This is a genomic window from Vibrio sp. CCUG 15886, assembly GCF_028570825.1.
GTDB lineage: Bacteria > Pseudomonadota > Gammaproteobacteria > Enterobacterales > Vibrionaceae > Vibrio > Vibrio vulnificus_B.
Window position 1 is genome coordinate 933,093 of the sequence record NZ_JAQQBT010000001.1, and the last position, 15,431, is coordinate 948,523.

Below are 15,431 nucleotides of genomic sequence, written 5' to 3' on the forward strand. Positions count from 1 at the left end.
TGTGTTGTCAGTTGGTCAATTCATTGAATATTGACTCAATTGTATTTGGTTTCATCGGCAATCAAGAGTATAAAGAGCTCGCCTATGCTTGAGATCGTCATCTTTTAAGTCTAGAACTTCCCCCTAGAGTTGCTGAGTGAAACGCAACACAAGCAAGCACATTTTAGTCAATACAAAATCGAGAGAAGACCATGAAACTAGATAAAGTGGAAAACAAAAATCGCCGCCTACGTAAAAAACTCTTTTTAGGTGAATTCGCTATTCTCGGTTTCGAGATCAGCTGTGAAACCGATATTCACGACTTTGATCGTTACGACGTGTTCGTTGATGACTTCATTGATTTTATTGACGCAAAAGGCCTATGTTTTGGCGGTGGCGGTCTTGAGCACTTTGAAGGTTTCATCTGTGCGAAAGAGCGTTACGAAAGCGCAACGGAAGAACAGCGCGCAGCAGTCGTAGAATGGCTGAACGCACGTGCAGAAGTGAAATCTGTATTGGCAAGTGATCTAGCAGATGCGAACTACTTATAGTTCGCAGCGGAATGAAGAAACGGCCCTCCATGGGCCGTTTTTGTTTTGGCTTAAAGTGTTTGAGCGTTTTCACTCACTAAGGTGACCACACTGTCATCATGCAGATGAAAAAAAGCCGTAAACCGCTGCTGAAGCATGTTTTGCTCTGCCCCTCGGCACAGACGTAACGTCAGCTTACCGCGATGAAAATCCACCTCCTCTACGTAGGAATGAGAGAACTCCAAGTAACGACCGACGGTCGGGTAAATCGCTTTAAATAAGCTTTCTTTGGCAGAAAAAATCAAGGTCACCAAACGATGGATTGACCAATCCGTCGCTGCTACCAAAGCCCGCTCTTGTGGTGTCACCAAAATCAGCGGCATGATTTCCTTCACAGCACGTTCACCGATAAATTTCTCCATATCAACACCAAGTTTTGCATGTTCATGCATTTTTCTAACCACACAAATCGCAGTGTGATCGGTATGCGATATACTACCAAGCCATCCTGACGGCCATTGTGGCGCTCGGTGCTCCCCCACACAGACGTGATATGAAGGGCTTTTAAGCGCCACTAACGCATCACGCGCAACCACGCGCCCAGCCACAAACTCCGCCCGACGCTTGCAGCTTGCTTGCTGCAGTGAATCTGGCACCGCGATCTGCCATGCTTGCGCACTGTTTGGCTCAAAGCTAGACGCATCAAATTGACGCTGCCAAACCGTGTGTCCACCTAAGCTCAACGTGGTGGGTTCTGAGAGCCGCATCGGTTTACGCGCCTTTGTGTGCCAGACAGGCCGTTGCCTCTAACGCCGCCACTTGTTCTTGTAGCTGAGCCAAATCCTGATCTTGCGCGATGCAACCAGCGAACACCTCAAATAAGCGACGATTGACGTCCGAGAGCAGTGTCACTTGAGCTGGACTGTAATTTTTGTTCATGTAACTCATCATCACGCGCAGAGTTTGCTCGCCATCAATGCTCTCTTCCATGACTTCAAACTGCAGCCCCAAACCCGATTCACTTTTGTCTGGATCAACTTGCTGGAAACGAACACGCTCGTTTTCAGACAGTTCAAACGCACCATGAAACTTGTTCTTGGCGTGCAATTGAATGAAGACTTCAAACATGTGTCCTTCGGTGTCGTGGTCAACCCCTTTTAAGCCCTCTTCAATCAGATCGATAGGAATATCTGTGTAGGCCATGGATTCATTGATGCTGTTTTTTACCTGCTCAATCAACTGCCAGATGGATTTGACCCCAGTGAAATCGACCAATTGTACGCCTAGCGTAGTGAAATACCCGACCGTATCAAAGTAGTCTGCGTCCAAACGGCCAGCGGCGGGTGTGCCGACGATCAGCTTTTCAGGCGCACCAAGTAAGCGTAATGAAGCGGCAATAGCGGCATACACCACGTTGAACAGCGACGCACTGCGCGCTTTAGCCAAAGCATACAGCTGGCTGCTGACTCGCTGCGGAATTTTAATTTCTACCCAACCGCCTTCACCACATTCGACCTGTTGTTCAACACGTAACGGATGATGAGCGGGAAAGATCGGCTCCGCCCAAGGCAGCCCTTCAAATTTGTTCAGCCAGTAGGATAAATGCGCTTGGTTAACATCGGAGGCACGTTGTTTTCTGGCGAATTCATGGAACGGTCGTGGCTGCATGTGCCACTGCGGTTCGTGACCTTGAACATAACATCGATAGGCCAGCGCCAGTTCATCCATCATAGTATTTAACGACCATTCATCCAGTACGATGTGATGGAACAACAGAGACAAGTACTGTGCTCCGTCAGCATCGTCCTTCACAAACCTCAGCCGCAATGGCAATTCGTTGTCCAGATCAAACGCGTACTCGGCTTCTTGCGCTAGAAGGTCGCTAACCGACAATCCTCCATTTTGCTGCGAGGTCCAAAACCATTGATACTCTGCCAGTTTTTCTCCCGGAATCACTTGCTGATATGGCTGGTTGTCTTCGGTGGAAAACCGCGTACGCAGCCCAGTGTGGCGCAGCAAAATCGCATGGAAAGCCCTGCCAAATGCCGCTTCATCAACACGATCCAAAAACTTCAGGGCAAACGGCAAATTGAAGATATTGTTGAGACCAACGCTGGCGTATTTGCTCATCGCTTTCCACAATGAATGTTGTGCCAATGACAAAGGCGCTCTATCCAATGCGATGGGATTGTGTTGCGATTGTGCAGTTGCCTTGGCGTCGAAGTGAGACGGCTGATGCACGACCGCCTGTTGCACTCTCGCCTGTTGAGCCAACAGTTTCGCACTCGGGAAGCTGAACATGTCGTTGATGTGGATTTCTATGCCATGATCCGATAGCAGTCGACCAATTACTCTGGTCGCGATGAGGGAGTGGCCACCAAAATCAAAAAAGTCATCGTCTGCTGTCATCGTTTGGTTCGCAAGCGCCGTACGAAACTCTGCTAGGATCGCCGCTTCCACCGCCGCTTGTGTTTGTTCATGAGTTTGGCTCGCGGTGTTACTGACGCTTGCTGGCTCGCGGTTGTCAGACTCATGCAAATGCAACGAACTAGCGGCTTTGCCTCCAATCTGGGCGACAAACTGCTCAAGCATAAAGGCACCAATGTATGGCGACGCGCCAGCGGCCAGTGTCAGTTCCAGCACTAATGCTCCCTGACAGTTAAGACCAACACCCAACGTTACCGCAAACTTGGGATGTGCCGCGGCAAACAGAGATTTTTCGGCGTTGACCTGATCCAATTGCAGATGCACCGAAGGATCCACCAGCCAAGTAACAAGGGCCGCTCCCTGTTGACCATGATAGGAGGCCGCATAATGCTCGCGGCTTTGGTTGAGCTGCGCCAGTATTTCCGCGCTGTTGCGCTCAATCGGGGCGGATACATGAGGCACCTTGATCGCGATTAACCCCGTTTCAATCATCGCCCCATTAAGCTCAAACGCTCGACGTTCCACATCATAAGGCAGATATAAGTCGCACTGATCAGTGTTGGCGTTGACCGCTAAATAGCGAGCAAACAGTGCGGCAATGACGGAAAGCACCTCTTTTTTATTCGGTTGAGACAACCCATAGTCATCCAGCACACTGCCTTGCAAAGAAACACGATACTTACGAGCAAGCATCGGGTGCTCGGGTGAATGCGTTGGCGTCGCTGGCCAACTTTGTTCGACCACAAGTTCAGGCTGCGCACTTTGCAGCCATCTAAAGCAAGTATTGCCGATATCACTTTGAGGTGTGAGGGGCGTATAGCCGATATGAGCGCTTTGGCCCGGAGAAACCCCTTCCCAATCGCGCTTCAACGACGGCTGGTTGTAGCGCGCACTCAAACGCTGAAACACACTTTGCCAATCTATTCGCTCACTGAGGATCTGGTGCGTCACGACGCCAAGCACGACACCGTCAATGTCACCGCTGTACAAGACAAATCGAATCGGCGCATCGTCATCTAGGGCTATAGGTTGGTTTTGCAACGCCATTAAATGCTGCATCGCCTGCTCGAGTGAAACGACTTGTTCGATATCAACACGGAGTAAACTCGCGTCAACCCCTTGCTTAGTCAGACCTAACGCATCATTAAACAGGTAGCGCTGATTGAATATGGGAAAATCTTGCGACAACTGAGAAAGCACAGCCACCAGTTTACCCATGTTCACTTCACCGGTCAGATGGTAAGCGGAGGCATACTGGCTACGTCCATCATCATGTTGTTGATGATACAGCCAAACTCGTTGCTCAAACTCGCTCACACCAAGCGATGGTTCAATGGTTTGTTGTAGGATACCGTCTCGATGGGCTTCCTGCTTGGAAACATCCAGGTTAAGCGTCATATTCCTTTCTCCAAAAGGCGCAATTGCGCCATTTCACGGCGATCAAATCGGTTAGTTAATAAATTAGGGCTGGCTATGCGAGTAAAGCCGCGACCTGTTGCGCAGATTGACAGCGAACCAACTGCGAGGCGCTCAACTGGCTAGCAAAGCGTTGATTTAAAAGTGAAGCAATGCTGACAAGGTGAGATGGAAGTAATCCCCTCGACAAAAATGCCAACTCTTGCGCATCATCGAAGACCTCATCTGTCGCGATCACTTGGCGATAAATCTGTTCAATCTGTGCAAGTAGAGTTGGCTTCAGCACTTCCCCTTTTTCACGCTCGGCATGTGTTCCGGATTCGCTTGGCAGTAAGGAGGCAGCCACTCGCGCTTGACACTGCTTTCTATCGACTTTGCCATTGGCGGAAAGAGGCAGAACGGTCATCGGCATAAAGTGGGTTGGGATGTGCGATTGAGGTAAACATTGCTGAGCAAACTGGCGCAGTTGCTGAGCAGTCAGCGTCTTATCTGAATTCAGAGTAAAAAGCGCCGCCAAAGCACTGTCCCCATTGCCATCGAGATAATCGACGACAACCGCATTGGCGATCAAAGGATGCTTCAACAGCTCTTTTTCAATATCCGGCAAAGAGACTCGCACCCCACGAACTTTGACGTAACCATTCACTCGACTAGCAAAAATGATGTTGCCATCTTGTCGGTAGTAACCTTGGTCACCGGTTCGAAACGCGCGTACAGGCTCGCCACGATCATCATAGATGGTGACAAAATCCGTCTGCTTCAGCTCACCATTCTCTAAATAGCCTTGTGCTAAGTTGACCCCAACGGTGTAAATGCGCCCGACCACCCCTTGAGGCACATGCTGCTGCCTCTCATCCAAAATGAAATAGCGATTCCCGGGCAGTGGCCGTCCATAAGGAATGGTCGACACATCCGCATCCGTCAGCTCATGCCAAATACTCCAAATGGTGGTTTCTGTCGGTCCGCCAAGCGAAATCAAACGGATCGAACTCTCCAGTGCGCGCAGTTGAGCAATGGTCGCTGGTTTAATGTAGTCTCCCCCTTGGGCAACCAAACGCAACGATTGCAGTTGCGAGCCTTGCGTGCAAGAAAGCAGCATTTCCAAAATCGCTGGCACCGACACCCAAATCGTCACCTTATGCTGCTCAATCAATTGGTTCCATTTCAGCGCATCTTTTTCACCATCGGCTCCTGGAAGCACCAGCGTCGCCCCGGAGCTAAAAGCCGCAAACACGTCAAACACCGACATATCGTGGTGATACGGTGTCACGGACATGATCACATCCTGCGACGAAATCGACCACTCACGGCAGGTTTGACCAATGACATTGGACGTCGCTTGATTATTGATCACCACGCATTTCGGTTTGCCAGTGGTGCCCGAGGTATACAGATAGTAGGCCGTTTGGGTGCTTTGACTTAAACGCGATAACTGTTCATCACTCGGCAACGGAGCCTCACTTGCGATGGGGCTGAGGAGCTCAGAGAAGGCAACCGACGCCACAACGTCACCGTGTTGCGTGACCACCAGTTCCGCGTTGCAATTGCTGAGCAGATAAGCCAAGCGGTCATGAGGTGAGGATGCATCAATGGGCACCCATACCATGCCCGATAGTGAGCATGCCAACGTCATCACCAAGTGCTCCACACTTCGTGGAAGACAGATAGCCACCACGCTGCCTTGTTGCAACCCTCTGGCATTAAGCTGGCCCATCACACAAGCGACTTTCGAGCCCAATTCCGCATACGAAACCGTGGTTTCACCACAAATGATCGCCGTTTTTTCATTGGTTTCATCAAACAGTTGACGCGCAATGTGCGACAAGAAATCCGAAGGGTCACGCTGAGTTTCATCGCTATTGAGGCGATAGTGGGAAAGATCAAGAAAAGACGATGACGGTAAGAGTCCTTGCTGCGATTCAGACAGTTGTTGCAACAACGTTTTGAGCGCATTGAGAATATCGCACACAACGTTCGTCTCCAGCGCATCCACTGCGTAATCGAAGCTGACGATGAGATTTTTCTGCTCATCGTACGTCAGTCGAATGTCCAATGCCATTTGCGGTGTCTGAGTCACCCCAGAAAAGAGCGCCACATCGTCGGTTTCTTTGAGCGTCTGCCACGATAAGCCATTAGTGATCACCACGGGCAACGCTAATGCGGGTGAAGAGCCATTCATCAATAGGCGGTTTACGTCCACCCCCGAGAAATCGAGGTGTTCCAGCGCTTCAAGCATATCCGATTGCAAATCAAGTGCTTGACTCAGCACAGAGGCGTCCGATTTTTCATGCTCCAAAATCACAAAAGTCGATTCATTGCCCGCCAACTCATCTTGCTGCGGTATCACCACCGGAAAACCAATTCGCATACCATTTTCGGTTGTCCAGCAGGCCAACACTTGCACAATAACGGCGGTCAACAATGAGTTGACGAACAAACCCTTTTCCGCCCCAAGCAGGGTCAGTTGTTGCAGCTCAGCACGGCTAATTTGCAAGCTTTCTCGCGCATAACGAGAAGTGCGGATGGTCTCCAGCGGTTGCTTCCAAGGCAATGCTGGTGGCAAGCAGTCACGATGCAATTTTTCTTGCCAATAGCGTTCGTCTTGCGCTCGTTTCGCCGTATCGATGGCGGGCTCTTGACGCTTTGGTGAGCGAGGGGCCAGCAAACCTTGAATGCCATCCTCTTGCTGACCAAGCAGCGTTGCGAGAATGATCGAATGACTGCGCCCATCAACAATCAGGGCATCAAAACTGGTGAAAATAATGGTGTTTATTCGACTGGCGTACTCTGGGGGCAATTGAACGACACACACCTCCCAAGGCGAACCGCTTAAATCGTGCATTTTATGGCGATAGTGCTCGCGAAGTGGCTCCACCGCCAAAAGCGCTTTTTCACGAGAAAGATGCTGAAAATCAAACGTTTTTAAATTGAGTTCAATGATGGGAGAAACAAACTGCAGCAATTTATCTTGGTCGATGTGCGTCCTCAACGCCGGGAGCTGTTCAACCAAGCGGGTGAGATTTTCTCGCACCGTTTCGGTTGCTAAGTTGCCGCGATATTCGCGAAACTCATGCATCGCAACGCCACCTAAGGCAATTTGGGTTGAACGCCCTAACAAATACGATTTCTGCAAGTTGCTCAATGGTGTCGCCGCTATATTTTCCGACTCGGATTGCCCCAATGCCGCGTCTAGCTGTTCGAGCGTCTGATGCATGATTTGTGGGAACGTCGCAAGGCGGCGAATCAACGCAACGTAATGAGCAAACATGGGCTCAATCACCTTTTGCTCCAAGAGATCCACACGAACATCCCAGTTAGCTAAAATGCCGCCATAAGCAGGGGCAATCTGCGCATCTAGCGTTACCTGTGCTCCTTGCGAAATCACCCAATTCATTCGGCCTAAACTGTCCGTCACTTGCTGAGAAAAGAGTTCACCACCGTCGATATCCATACCGGAAGTAAACACCACAGGCGAGCGTTGCACCTGACCCGCCAAGCGTGACAAATCACGCATCACCTGCACACCTGAGTATGTTTCATGACTCAGCAACAGGTTCAGTTGGTTCGCCACTTGGCGGCAATGCGACAGCAGCGTCTGCGTTTTGTCAACGTGAGCACTGAAGATCAGTAGGTTGGAAAAATCGCCCACAGCCTGCTCTATCTGGGGATCATAAATACCACGATGAAAAGTCGGGACATTTAATCGGAAACGATGTTCACGCGCACCAGTGGCGATCACTTGCGAAAACAGAGCAAGAAATAGCTGTGTTAACGTGAGATGGTGCTCTTTCGCCAACGCCTCTAACGCAACACGCTCTTGATGGGTAAACTGATGCGCCAAGCGCTGAGTTTGTGGACGAGCTTCGTTATCCTGGTGGGACAAATAGGGCAAGGGAGGCTCAGGGGGCAATGATGATAGACGCGCTTGCCACCACTGTTTATCGCTGGCCTTGCGCTGCGCTAAATAGCGATCCGCTTGCTGATGGTCGAGGTAATGAAAATAGGTTATCTGAGGCTCTTCGCTCATGGCTAAATCGGATTCTTGTGCAGACAGGTAAAGTCGCGCTAAGTCTTCGACCACAATTCGGAAACTCTGCGCATCGCACGCAATCATATCCGCATCAATGTGCAATCGATGCTCATTATTGGCGAGCAAGGTCACACTGATCTCGATGGGGCTGCTTTGATTCAAATCCAAGATTTGGTGGCTCATTCGCTCTCGCTTGTTATGCAAGAACTGCTCGGCCTCTGGCTTGGAATAGCGCGCAATGTCTTCCACCATTAGTTGGTGACAAGCAGAAAGAGGGAGAATGTGTTGCAGCCCCTCGGCAGTGATCGCTAACCGTAACATGGGATGTTTCGCATACAGTGCCCGCACCGCCATTGATAACGCTTCGCGATTTAAATCTCGTCCATCAAACTCGGCATAGAGATGGGCTGCCAAGCCTTCCATCGCATTGCCTTTTTGCCTTCCTAACCAATAAGCGGCCTGCATTGCCGTCATTTCTTTCATGTTAAAATCCAAACATAGTCCATTCACTTCGCCTGTCGGTCTGTCGTCTGTCGGCGCACAATTTGATAGCATTTCGCCACCCAAATCCACATTAATAATAATCATTATCATTTACATGTAAAGTAATTAAAATGCCAAACAACGAGGCTTGTAGTGAAAGAATGTCAGTTCATCTTGTTGATTTTACTGGTTAGCATAGGGTGACTTGAGCAAGATTTCGGCTTGACATATCGATTCCTCTTTCTTAATAATTCCGACATTAACAATAATAATTATCATTAACATCATTTATTTTTAAAACTCAGTTACCGATATGGCTCAGGGGGAAACATGCCTACGCTCAGCAAATTGATTCACTCCACTCCTTGTGGAACACTCCCTTCTGTGGAAGAGATCATTCAACACGCCTCACTGGACGAAGAGAGCGAAGCGTTTATCCGACAACGTCGCCAAGACATCACTCGAATTCTGAATGGCCAAGACCCTCGATTACTGGTGATCATCGGCCCATGTTCAATTCACGACCCGCAAGCAGGCCTAGAATATGCGCAGAAACTGGCCAACATTCAGCATCAGCATGAAAAGCAACTTCTGATTGTGATGCGAACTTACTTTGAAAAACCACGCACACGCGCAGGATGGAAAGGGCTGATCGTCGATCCCGATCTCGATAACAGCCACGACATTAATAAAGGTCTGCTGCTTGCTCGACAATTCTTACAGCAAGTCATCAAGCTTGGCCTTGCGACGGCAACCGAGTATTTAGACACCACGACTTACCCCTACATTTCTGACCTCATTTGTTGGGGGGCCATTGGCGCGAGGACAACTGAATCTCAAATTCACCGTCAAATGGCCTCGGCGCTTCCCTGCCCTATTGGTTTCAAAAACGGGACCGACGGCAATGTTGATATTGCTATCGACGCGATACACGCGGCAAACTCACCCCATCTCATCTGTGTGCCAGGATTTGGGGCACGTACTCTCACTGCCATCAGTCATGGTAACCCCAATGGCCATATCATTTTGCGAGGTGGCAAAACGCCAAACTACACCACCGAGCATGTTTGCCAAATCAGCCAACAACTGGAAGCCAACGATCTTAACCCGCGCCTGATCATTGATTGCAGCCATGGCAATAGCCTGAAAGTGGCAAAGAACCAACTCGATGTGGCGAGAAACATCGCCTGTCAGTTGATCGAAGGAGAAAAATGCATTGCAGGCGTGATGGCGGAGAGCTTCTTGGTAGCAGGCGCGCAAAAGATCACCGATCGTCCGTTGATCAAAGGCATGTCGGTTACTGATGAATGTTTGGGGTGGGAAGAGACAGAAAGTATTCTCAATATTTTTGCGGAAGCGGTGAATGTCGTGATGACGGAGCGCTTTTCCACCGTTGCCTAAATCACCAGTGGGACTAGGGACTAGGGACTAGGGACTAGGGACTAGGGACTAGGGACTAGGGACTAGGGACTAGGGACTAGGGACTAGCAAACTAGCAACCTAGCAACCTAGCAACCTAGCAACCTAGCAACCTAGCAACCTAGCAAGCGTATCAAAGGAATGGTTACCATTCACCATTCCTCTTCTTTTACTTGAGCAAGTTATTAATTATCCCAGCTATTAATTATCCAATGTCGCACCGCCATCCACTCTCAGATCGTGCAAGGTAATGTGCCCCGCGTAATCGGAAAGTAAAAACAGTACCGACCGTGCGATGTCTTGTGGCTCCGCCATTTTTCTTAACGGAATTCCCAAACGAAACTGCTCTAAATTCCCCGCAATGACTTGAGGTTCACCGTATTCGTCCGACCACAATTGCATCTGCATGTCTGTGCGTGTTGAACCGGGGCTGACAATATTGCAGCGTACTCCATATTCCGCCAACTCCATTCCCATCGATTTAACCAGCATGTGCAACGCCGCCTTAGATGCCCCATAAGCCCCCATATTTGGACGAGGTGTATTGGCCGCATTGGAACCGACAATCACCATACTGCCTGAGCGTCGTGCTTTCATTCCTTCTGCCAAGGCCTGCATCACCGCCAAGGTACCAAACGTGTTCACATTGAAAGTGTGCTCAATTTGCGCCAGAGGCATGCTCGTAATGGAGCCAAGATGCAATACGCCGGCACAACATACGAGGTGATCAAACTGGCCATGTTGTTCAATCATTTGCGCCACACGACGAGCAACAGACTCCGGCTGAGAAAGATCCAAGTGATAGCAAAATAACTGCTCGCGATAGCGGTTCTTCAATGCGTCACTGTCTGTCTTGAGTCGCACTTCATCGATGTCCGTGGCGACCACTCGAGCCCCCTCTTCAAGTAGATGCTGCATCACACTGAAACCAATACCTTTCGCCGCACCAGTCAGAAAAACAGTTTGTTTTTCAAGAAATTGGTTAAACATAAAAACGTTATCTCTTTAATCTGTGTTCACTTATCCCGTCATGGATATCTGCACCCATGCTATAAATTCGTGATTTAATGCACAAAAACAAACTTAGATATTAATGATAATTATTATCGTTAGCATTTAAATCGTGATAACTGTAATCTTACTCCACTGAATAAGCAACCTATACCCAACCGATGACATTGCAGGCCAGACAAACATGCCGACTCACAAACATAACGAGTCTATGGCATTGAGATCAGTCCGTCGCCATAACCGCAAAGTTGATTCAGTTGGGAAAAGAGTGCACTCCTTTATCCGCACATTGCGCCGCTAAAAGAGCACTCTTTCGTATACCACGATCGAAATATCTAGAGGGATCTGTTATGAAACGTGAAGTGATTGGCTATACCAAAATGGCAAACGAACTGTTGGATAACGAACTATCATCGTCGCCATTTTTCTTCGCTTCTCCAAATAACACTATGATGGGCATCGGCGTTCAAGAAGAGCGTCTTCAAACCTTGCCATTTTCTGAATTGGCTGATGTGGCGAATAACATGCTCAAAAATGCCAAAACTAGCGAATCAGACAATCCGGTTTTGTTTGGTGTTGTGCCATTTAATCAAGAAAACATGACTCGATTTGTTATTCCAAAGACGTTGTACATCTCCAGTAGCACCCGAGCTTCGCACACGTCCGCCTCCTCAGCACCACAAGCTCGTCTTATTTCTTCGCCAAGTGGCCACCACTATAAGCAGGGGGTGCATGATCTCTTAGGGATGTTTGCCAATCAGGAACTCTCGAAAGTCGTACTGTCTCGTGCGATAGAAGTGGCGACAGAAACCGACATTCAACAGCAAGCCTTACTGAGAAACTTGCTCTCCATTAACGCTAAAGGCTACACCTTTGCTGCGCAAATTGGCGACAACCAAAAGTTGATGGGAGCCAGCCCAGAGCTGCTTGTAGCCAAAAAAGGCAGCCACCTGATTTCCAATCCGCTGGCCGGTTCAAGACCACGCTCAGAGTCTGAGCTACAAAATCAGGCGTCCATTCAATCGCTGCTCAATACGGGCAAGGATCTCCATGAACACGGCTTGGTGGTAGAAGAAGTTGAGCGCGTCATGAGCAAGTATTGCTGCAATTTGTACACGCCGATGGTTCCGTCGGTGATCGAGACCCAAACGATGCTGCATCTTTCTACACAACTCGAAGGACAAGTGTTGGATCCCGCCATCAATGTGTTGCAAGTGGCTGCGGAGCTGCATCCCACCCCAGCGGTCTGTGGCTATCCTCGCGAGAAAGCCTATGAAGCGATCAAAAGATTGGAACAGTTTGATCGCGGTTATTTTACCGGCATGGTTGGATGGTGCGATTCACGTGGAAATGGGGAGTGGGTTGTGACGATTCGCTGCGCAGAAGTGCAACCGCGTCGGATGAAGGTGTTTGCAGGAGCGGGCATCGTCAACGAGTCGCAACCTCAAAGTGAGCTTGATGAAACAGGGGCCAAAATGAATACCATCTTAAAAGCCGCGGGGATTCAACTGAACGAAATGTTAACGGCATAAGGTATCGGCATGAACTCTGTACAATCTGATTTCACTCCATGGCCAGAGCAGATGGCGAACGATTATCGCCGCCTTGGCTTATGGCAAGATAAAACGCTCTATCAGTATCTCAAGCAATCCATTATTCGTTACCCGACCAATATTGCCATTGTATGCAGTCAACAAAGCATCACATACGCTGAGCTTGAGCGAAAAATCCATGCGGCTGCCAATGGGTTTCGCTCGCTGGGCCTCGCTGAAGGCGATAACGTGATTCTGCAGATGACCAATATCGCCGAGTTCTATGTCAGTTACTTTGCGTTGATTCATCAAGGCATTCGCCCAATATTGGCGTTACCTGCCCATCGTCACGCTGAGATTAGCTACTTCTGCCAACATGCCCAAGCCAAAGCGTATCTGATCGATGGCCAAACTCGTGGTTTTGACTACCAAACGCTGGCCGAAAAACTTCTCAAAGAGCACCCATGTTTGCGCCATGTCATCGTCAGAGCCAATCACTCCGAGCTGCTGCAATCTCATTTCATCTCATTTGACGACTTTCGCGATGAACGAGAACTGGCCCCTGTCAGTAACGCAAGTCAGGTTGCCTTTTTTCAACTTTCCGGCGGGACGACGGGCACTCCCAAATTGATCCCACGTACGCACAATGATTATGCTTACAGTGTGGTCGGCAGTAACGCCATCTGTGGTTTTAATGAGTACACACGCTATCTTTGCGCGCTACCCGCTGCGCACAATTTTCCGCTCAGTTCCCCAGGTTCGCTTGGAGTATTTTTCGCTGGTGGCACCGTTGTCCTGACGCAAGACCCAACGCCCAAAGCGGCATTTCCTCTGATTGAACGTCACAAAGTAACCGTATCGGCTCTGGTTCCCCCGTTAGCTTTGCTGTGGATGGATGCGGCGCCACACGCACGCTACAACTTATCGAGCTTACAGTTAATCCAAGTTGGTGGTGCTAAGTTGAGCCAAAGTGCGGCAAAAGCTTTGCCAAAAGCACTCAATTGCCAGCTTCAACAAGTGTTCGGCATGGCAGAAGGGCTAGTGAATTATACTCGCCTGGACGATCCGCTGGAGGTGATCATCGAAACGCAAGGTCGGCCCATATCCGCCCATGATCAAGTAAAAGTAGTCAATGAAGCCGGTGAAGAGGTTGCCTGCGGAGAAGAAGGTTTTCTCCTTACCCAAGGGCCTTATACGATTCGCGGCTACTACCGAGCACCGGAGCACAATCAGCGTTCGTTCACTCACAACGGTTTTTATCGCACTGGCGATATTGTGAAGATAACAGAGCAAGGCAATATCATCGTCACAGGCCGAGACAAAGATCAGATCAATCGTGGCGGTGAAAAAATCGCGGCAGAAGAAGTGGAGAATCATTTGCTGGGCCACAGTGCGATTCATGATGTGGCGCTGATTGCCATTCCCGACCGCTTGTTGGGTGAGCGAAGCTGCGCAGTGATCGTCACCAAACGTCATCTCAATATCACAGGAACGGAACTAAAACGCTACTTACGCAGCAAAGGGTTAGCGGACTATAAGATCCCCGATGTGATCCAATTTGCCGATGCTCTGCCCAAAACATCCGTAGGAAAGATCGACAAGAAACGCTTGCGTGAATCTTACGCCCAGCTTGGTTTGAGTGCTTAGTAGCGAAAAGTAAGTCGTGAACAGAACGGAATAAAAAAACGGAATAAAAAGAAAGCCGATTTTAATGAAATCGGCTTTCTTCTGTTTCGAGGCGCTATCGATGAACAACGGCAGTGGACTAATACACTGCATCCATCACATCATGACGTTCATCGTGATACGCTTCTTCCGTCTTACCTCTTTTCCAGTAAGGAATCGCGTAGAGCTTGTCACGCGCGATCTGATAGTCATTGCGCAAGATCTTACGGCAGTTGATCACACTCTGGTTTTCACCCGCGATAAAAGCAGACAGCGAGGTCGCTTTCTCTGGGGAGGGTAGTTGCTTAATCGCCTTAGCTAATGCGGGCTCGGCATCATGAGGATTGCGCATCAACCAATTGATGGCCATCTCTTCTGGATGAACAAGATCGTGGATATCTTCAATCTCATCCACCTCAATAAACACATAGCCTTTGGCGTCACTGGGCAACTTTTCCAAGATGGCACTAATCGCAGGCACCGCCGAGAGATCACCTGCGATTATATGCCAATCCGCGGGTTCAATGAGCGGGTCAGGTCCTGCTGGCCCAATTAAACCAATCTGCGAGCCGATGTCTGCCTTTAGTGCCCAACCACCGCCCGGAGTCTCCTCCCCATGCGTCACAAAATCGATGTCCAGCTCATTCACCGCCGCACGATATTGTCTGACCGAGTAAGCTCTCGGAACGGGTTTGTGTTCAGGCCAAATGACGTTGTCCCCTTCTCGCACCGGCAACTGGAGAATGCCACTTGCTTGGTTGGGGAAAAACACTTTGATGTGCGAACCATTTTGGTCTTCCGGGAAGCCGATTAAATCCTCTCCGGTTAACGTTACTCGGAGTAAGTTTTTTGAGATGGTTTCTTTGCGTACAAAATCCAGTAACATTGGATAGACGCGCTCTGGGCTGTCACTCATTCTTTCACCTAATCTTTTTTGTT

The 15,431-nt window shown here is 49.4% G+C and carries 9 protein-coding genes; 4 read left to right on the top strand and 5 right to left on the bottom strand.

Going from position 1 to position 15,431, the window contains the following annotated elements; translation table 11 throughout:
* Positions 1–191 precede the first annotated feature (191 nt).
* Complete coding sequence (locus PQQ36_RS03985; protein ID WP_011152537.1) at positions 192–530, top strand: YggL family protein; 339 nt, start codon at positions 192–194, stop codon at positions 528–530.
* 50 nt (positions 531–580) lie between these two features.
* On the opposite strand, the gene PQQ36_RS03990 is transcribed toward PQQ36_RS03985, so the two are convergent.
* From PQQ36_RS03990 to PQQ36_RS04000, 3 genes are all read right to left on the bottom strand, one after another.
* Entirely contained in the window at positions 581–1,276 is a 696-nt protein-coding gene (locus PQQ36_RS03990) for a 4'-phosphopantetheinyl transferase family protein (protein ID WP_040111005.1), read from the bottom strand.
* Between the two features lie 4 nt (positions 1,277–1,280).
* Positions 1,281–4,334 carry a condensation domain-containing protein gene (locus PQQ36_RS03995; protein WP_051934138.1) on the bottom strand — a complete coding sequence of 1,018 codons (3,054 nt, stop codon included), beginning with the start codon at positions 4,332–4,334 and terminating at the stop codon, positions 1,281–1,283.
* 73 nt (positions 4,335–4,407) lie between these two features.
* Entirely contained in the window at positions 4,408–8,865 is a 4,458-nt protein-coding gene (locus tag PQQ36_RS04000) for an amino acid adenylation domain-containing protein (RefSeq protein ID WP_103199640.1), read from the bottom strand.
* A gap of 330 nt (positions 8,866–9,195) precedes the next feature.
* Between PQQ36_RS04000 and PQQ36_RS04005 the strand changes: the two genes are divergently transcribed.
* A complete protein-coding gene (locus tag PQQ36_RS04005) occupies positions 9,196–10,266 on the top strand; it encodes a 3-deoxy-7-phosphoheptulonate synthase (RefSeq protein ID WP_103199629.1) in 1,071 nt (356 codons plus the stop codon).
* Between the two features lie 219 nt (positions 10,267–10,485).
* Here the strand turns inward: PQQ36_RS04005 and PQQ36_RS04010 are convergent, their stop codons facing one another.
* A complete protein-coding gene (locus tag PQQ36_RS04010) occupies positions 10,486–11,274 on the bottom strand; it encodes a 2,3-dihydro-2,3-dihydroxybenzoate dehydrogenase (RefSeq protein ID WP_225470376.1) in 789 nt (262 codons plus the stop codon).
* Positions 11,275–11,645: 371 nt separating this feature from the next.
* Between PQQ36_RS04010 and PQQ36_RS04015 the strand changes: the two genes are divergently transcribed.
* Positions 11,646–12,827: an isochorismate synthase gene (locus PQQ36_RS04015; RefSeq protein WP_040111008.1), complete on the top strand. Its 1,182-nt coding sequence runs from the start codon at positions 11,646–11,648 to the stop codon at positions 12,825–12,827.
* A 9-nt stretch (positions 12,828–12,836) separates the two neighbouring features.
* Entirely contained in the window at positions 12,837–14,474 is a 1,638-nt protein-coding gene (locus tag PQQ36_RS04020) for a (2,3-dihydroxybenzoyl)adenylate synthase (protein ID WP_273660369.1), read from the top strand.
* A 118-nt stretch (positions 14,475–14,592) separates the two neighbouring features.
* On the opposite strand, the gene PQQ36_RS04025 is transcribed toward PQQ36_RS04020, so the two are convergent.
* Positions 14,593–15,408, bottom strand: a complete 816-nt coding sequence (locus tag PQQ36_RS04025) for a siderophore-interacting protein (protein ID WP_011081754.1) — start codon at positions 15,406–15,408, stop codon at positions 14,593–14,595.
* Between the last annotated feature and the right edge of the window lie 23 nt (positions 15,409–15,431).

What these genes read in the sequence shown, in the direction of transcription:
- PQQ36_RS04000 (WP_103199640.1), bottom strand. Translation starts at nt 8,865, where the DNA reads ATGAAAGAAATGACGGCAATGCAGGCCGCTTATTGGTTAGGAAGGCAA.
- PQQ36_RS04005 (WP_103199629.1), top strand. Translation starts at nt 9,196, where the DNA reads ATGCCTACGCTCAGCAAATTGATTCACTCCACTCCTTGTGGAACACTC.
- PQQ36_RS04020 (WP_273660369.1), top strand. Translation starts at nt 12,837, where the DNA reads ATGAACTCTGTACAATCTGATTTCACTCCATGGCCAGAGCAGATGGCG.
- PQQ36_RS03995 (WP_051934138.1), bottom strand. Translation starts at nt 4,334, where the DNA reads ATGACGCTTAACCTGGATGTTTCCAAGCAGGAAGCCCATCGAGACGGT.
- PQQ36_RS04015 (WP_040111008.1), top strand. Translation starts at nt 11,646, where the DNA reads ATGAAACGTGAAGTGATTGGCTATACCAAAATGGCAAACGAACTGTTG.
- PQQ36_RS04010 (WP_225470376.1), bottom strand. Translation starts at nt 11,274, where the DNA reads ATGTTTAACCAATTTCTTGAAAAACAAACTGTTTTTCTGACTGGTGCG.
- PQQ36_RS03985 (WP_011152537.1), top strand. Translation starts at nt 192, where the DNA reads ATGAAACTAGATAAAGTGGAAAACAAAAATCGCCGCCTACGTAAAAAA.
- PQQ36_RS04025 (WP_011081754.1), bottom strand. Translation starts at nt 15,408, where the DNA reads ATGAGTGACAGCCCAGAGCGCGTCTATCCAATGTTACTGGATTTTGTA.
- PQQ36_RS03990 (WP_040111005.1), bottom strand. Translation starts at nt 1,276, where the DNA reads ATGCGGCTCTCAGAACCCACCACGTTGAGCTTAGGTGGACACACGGTT.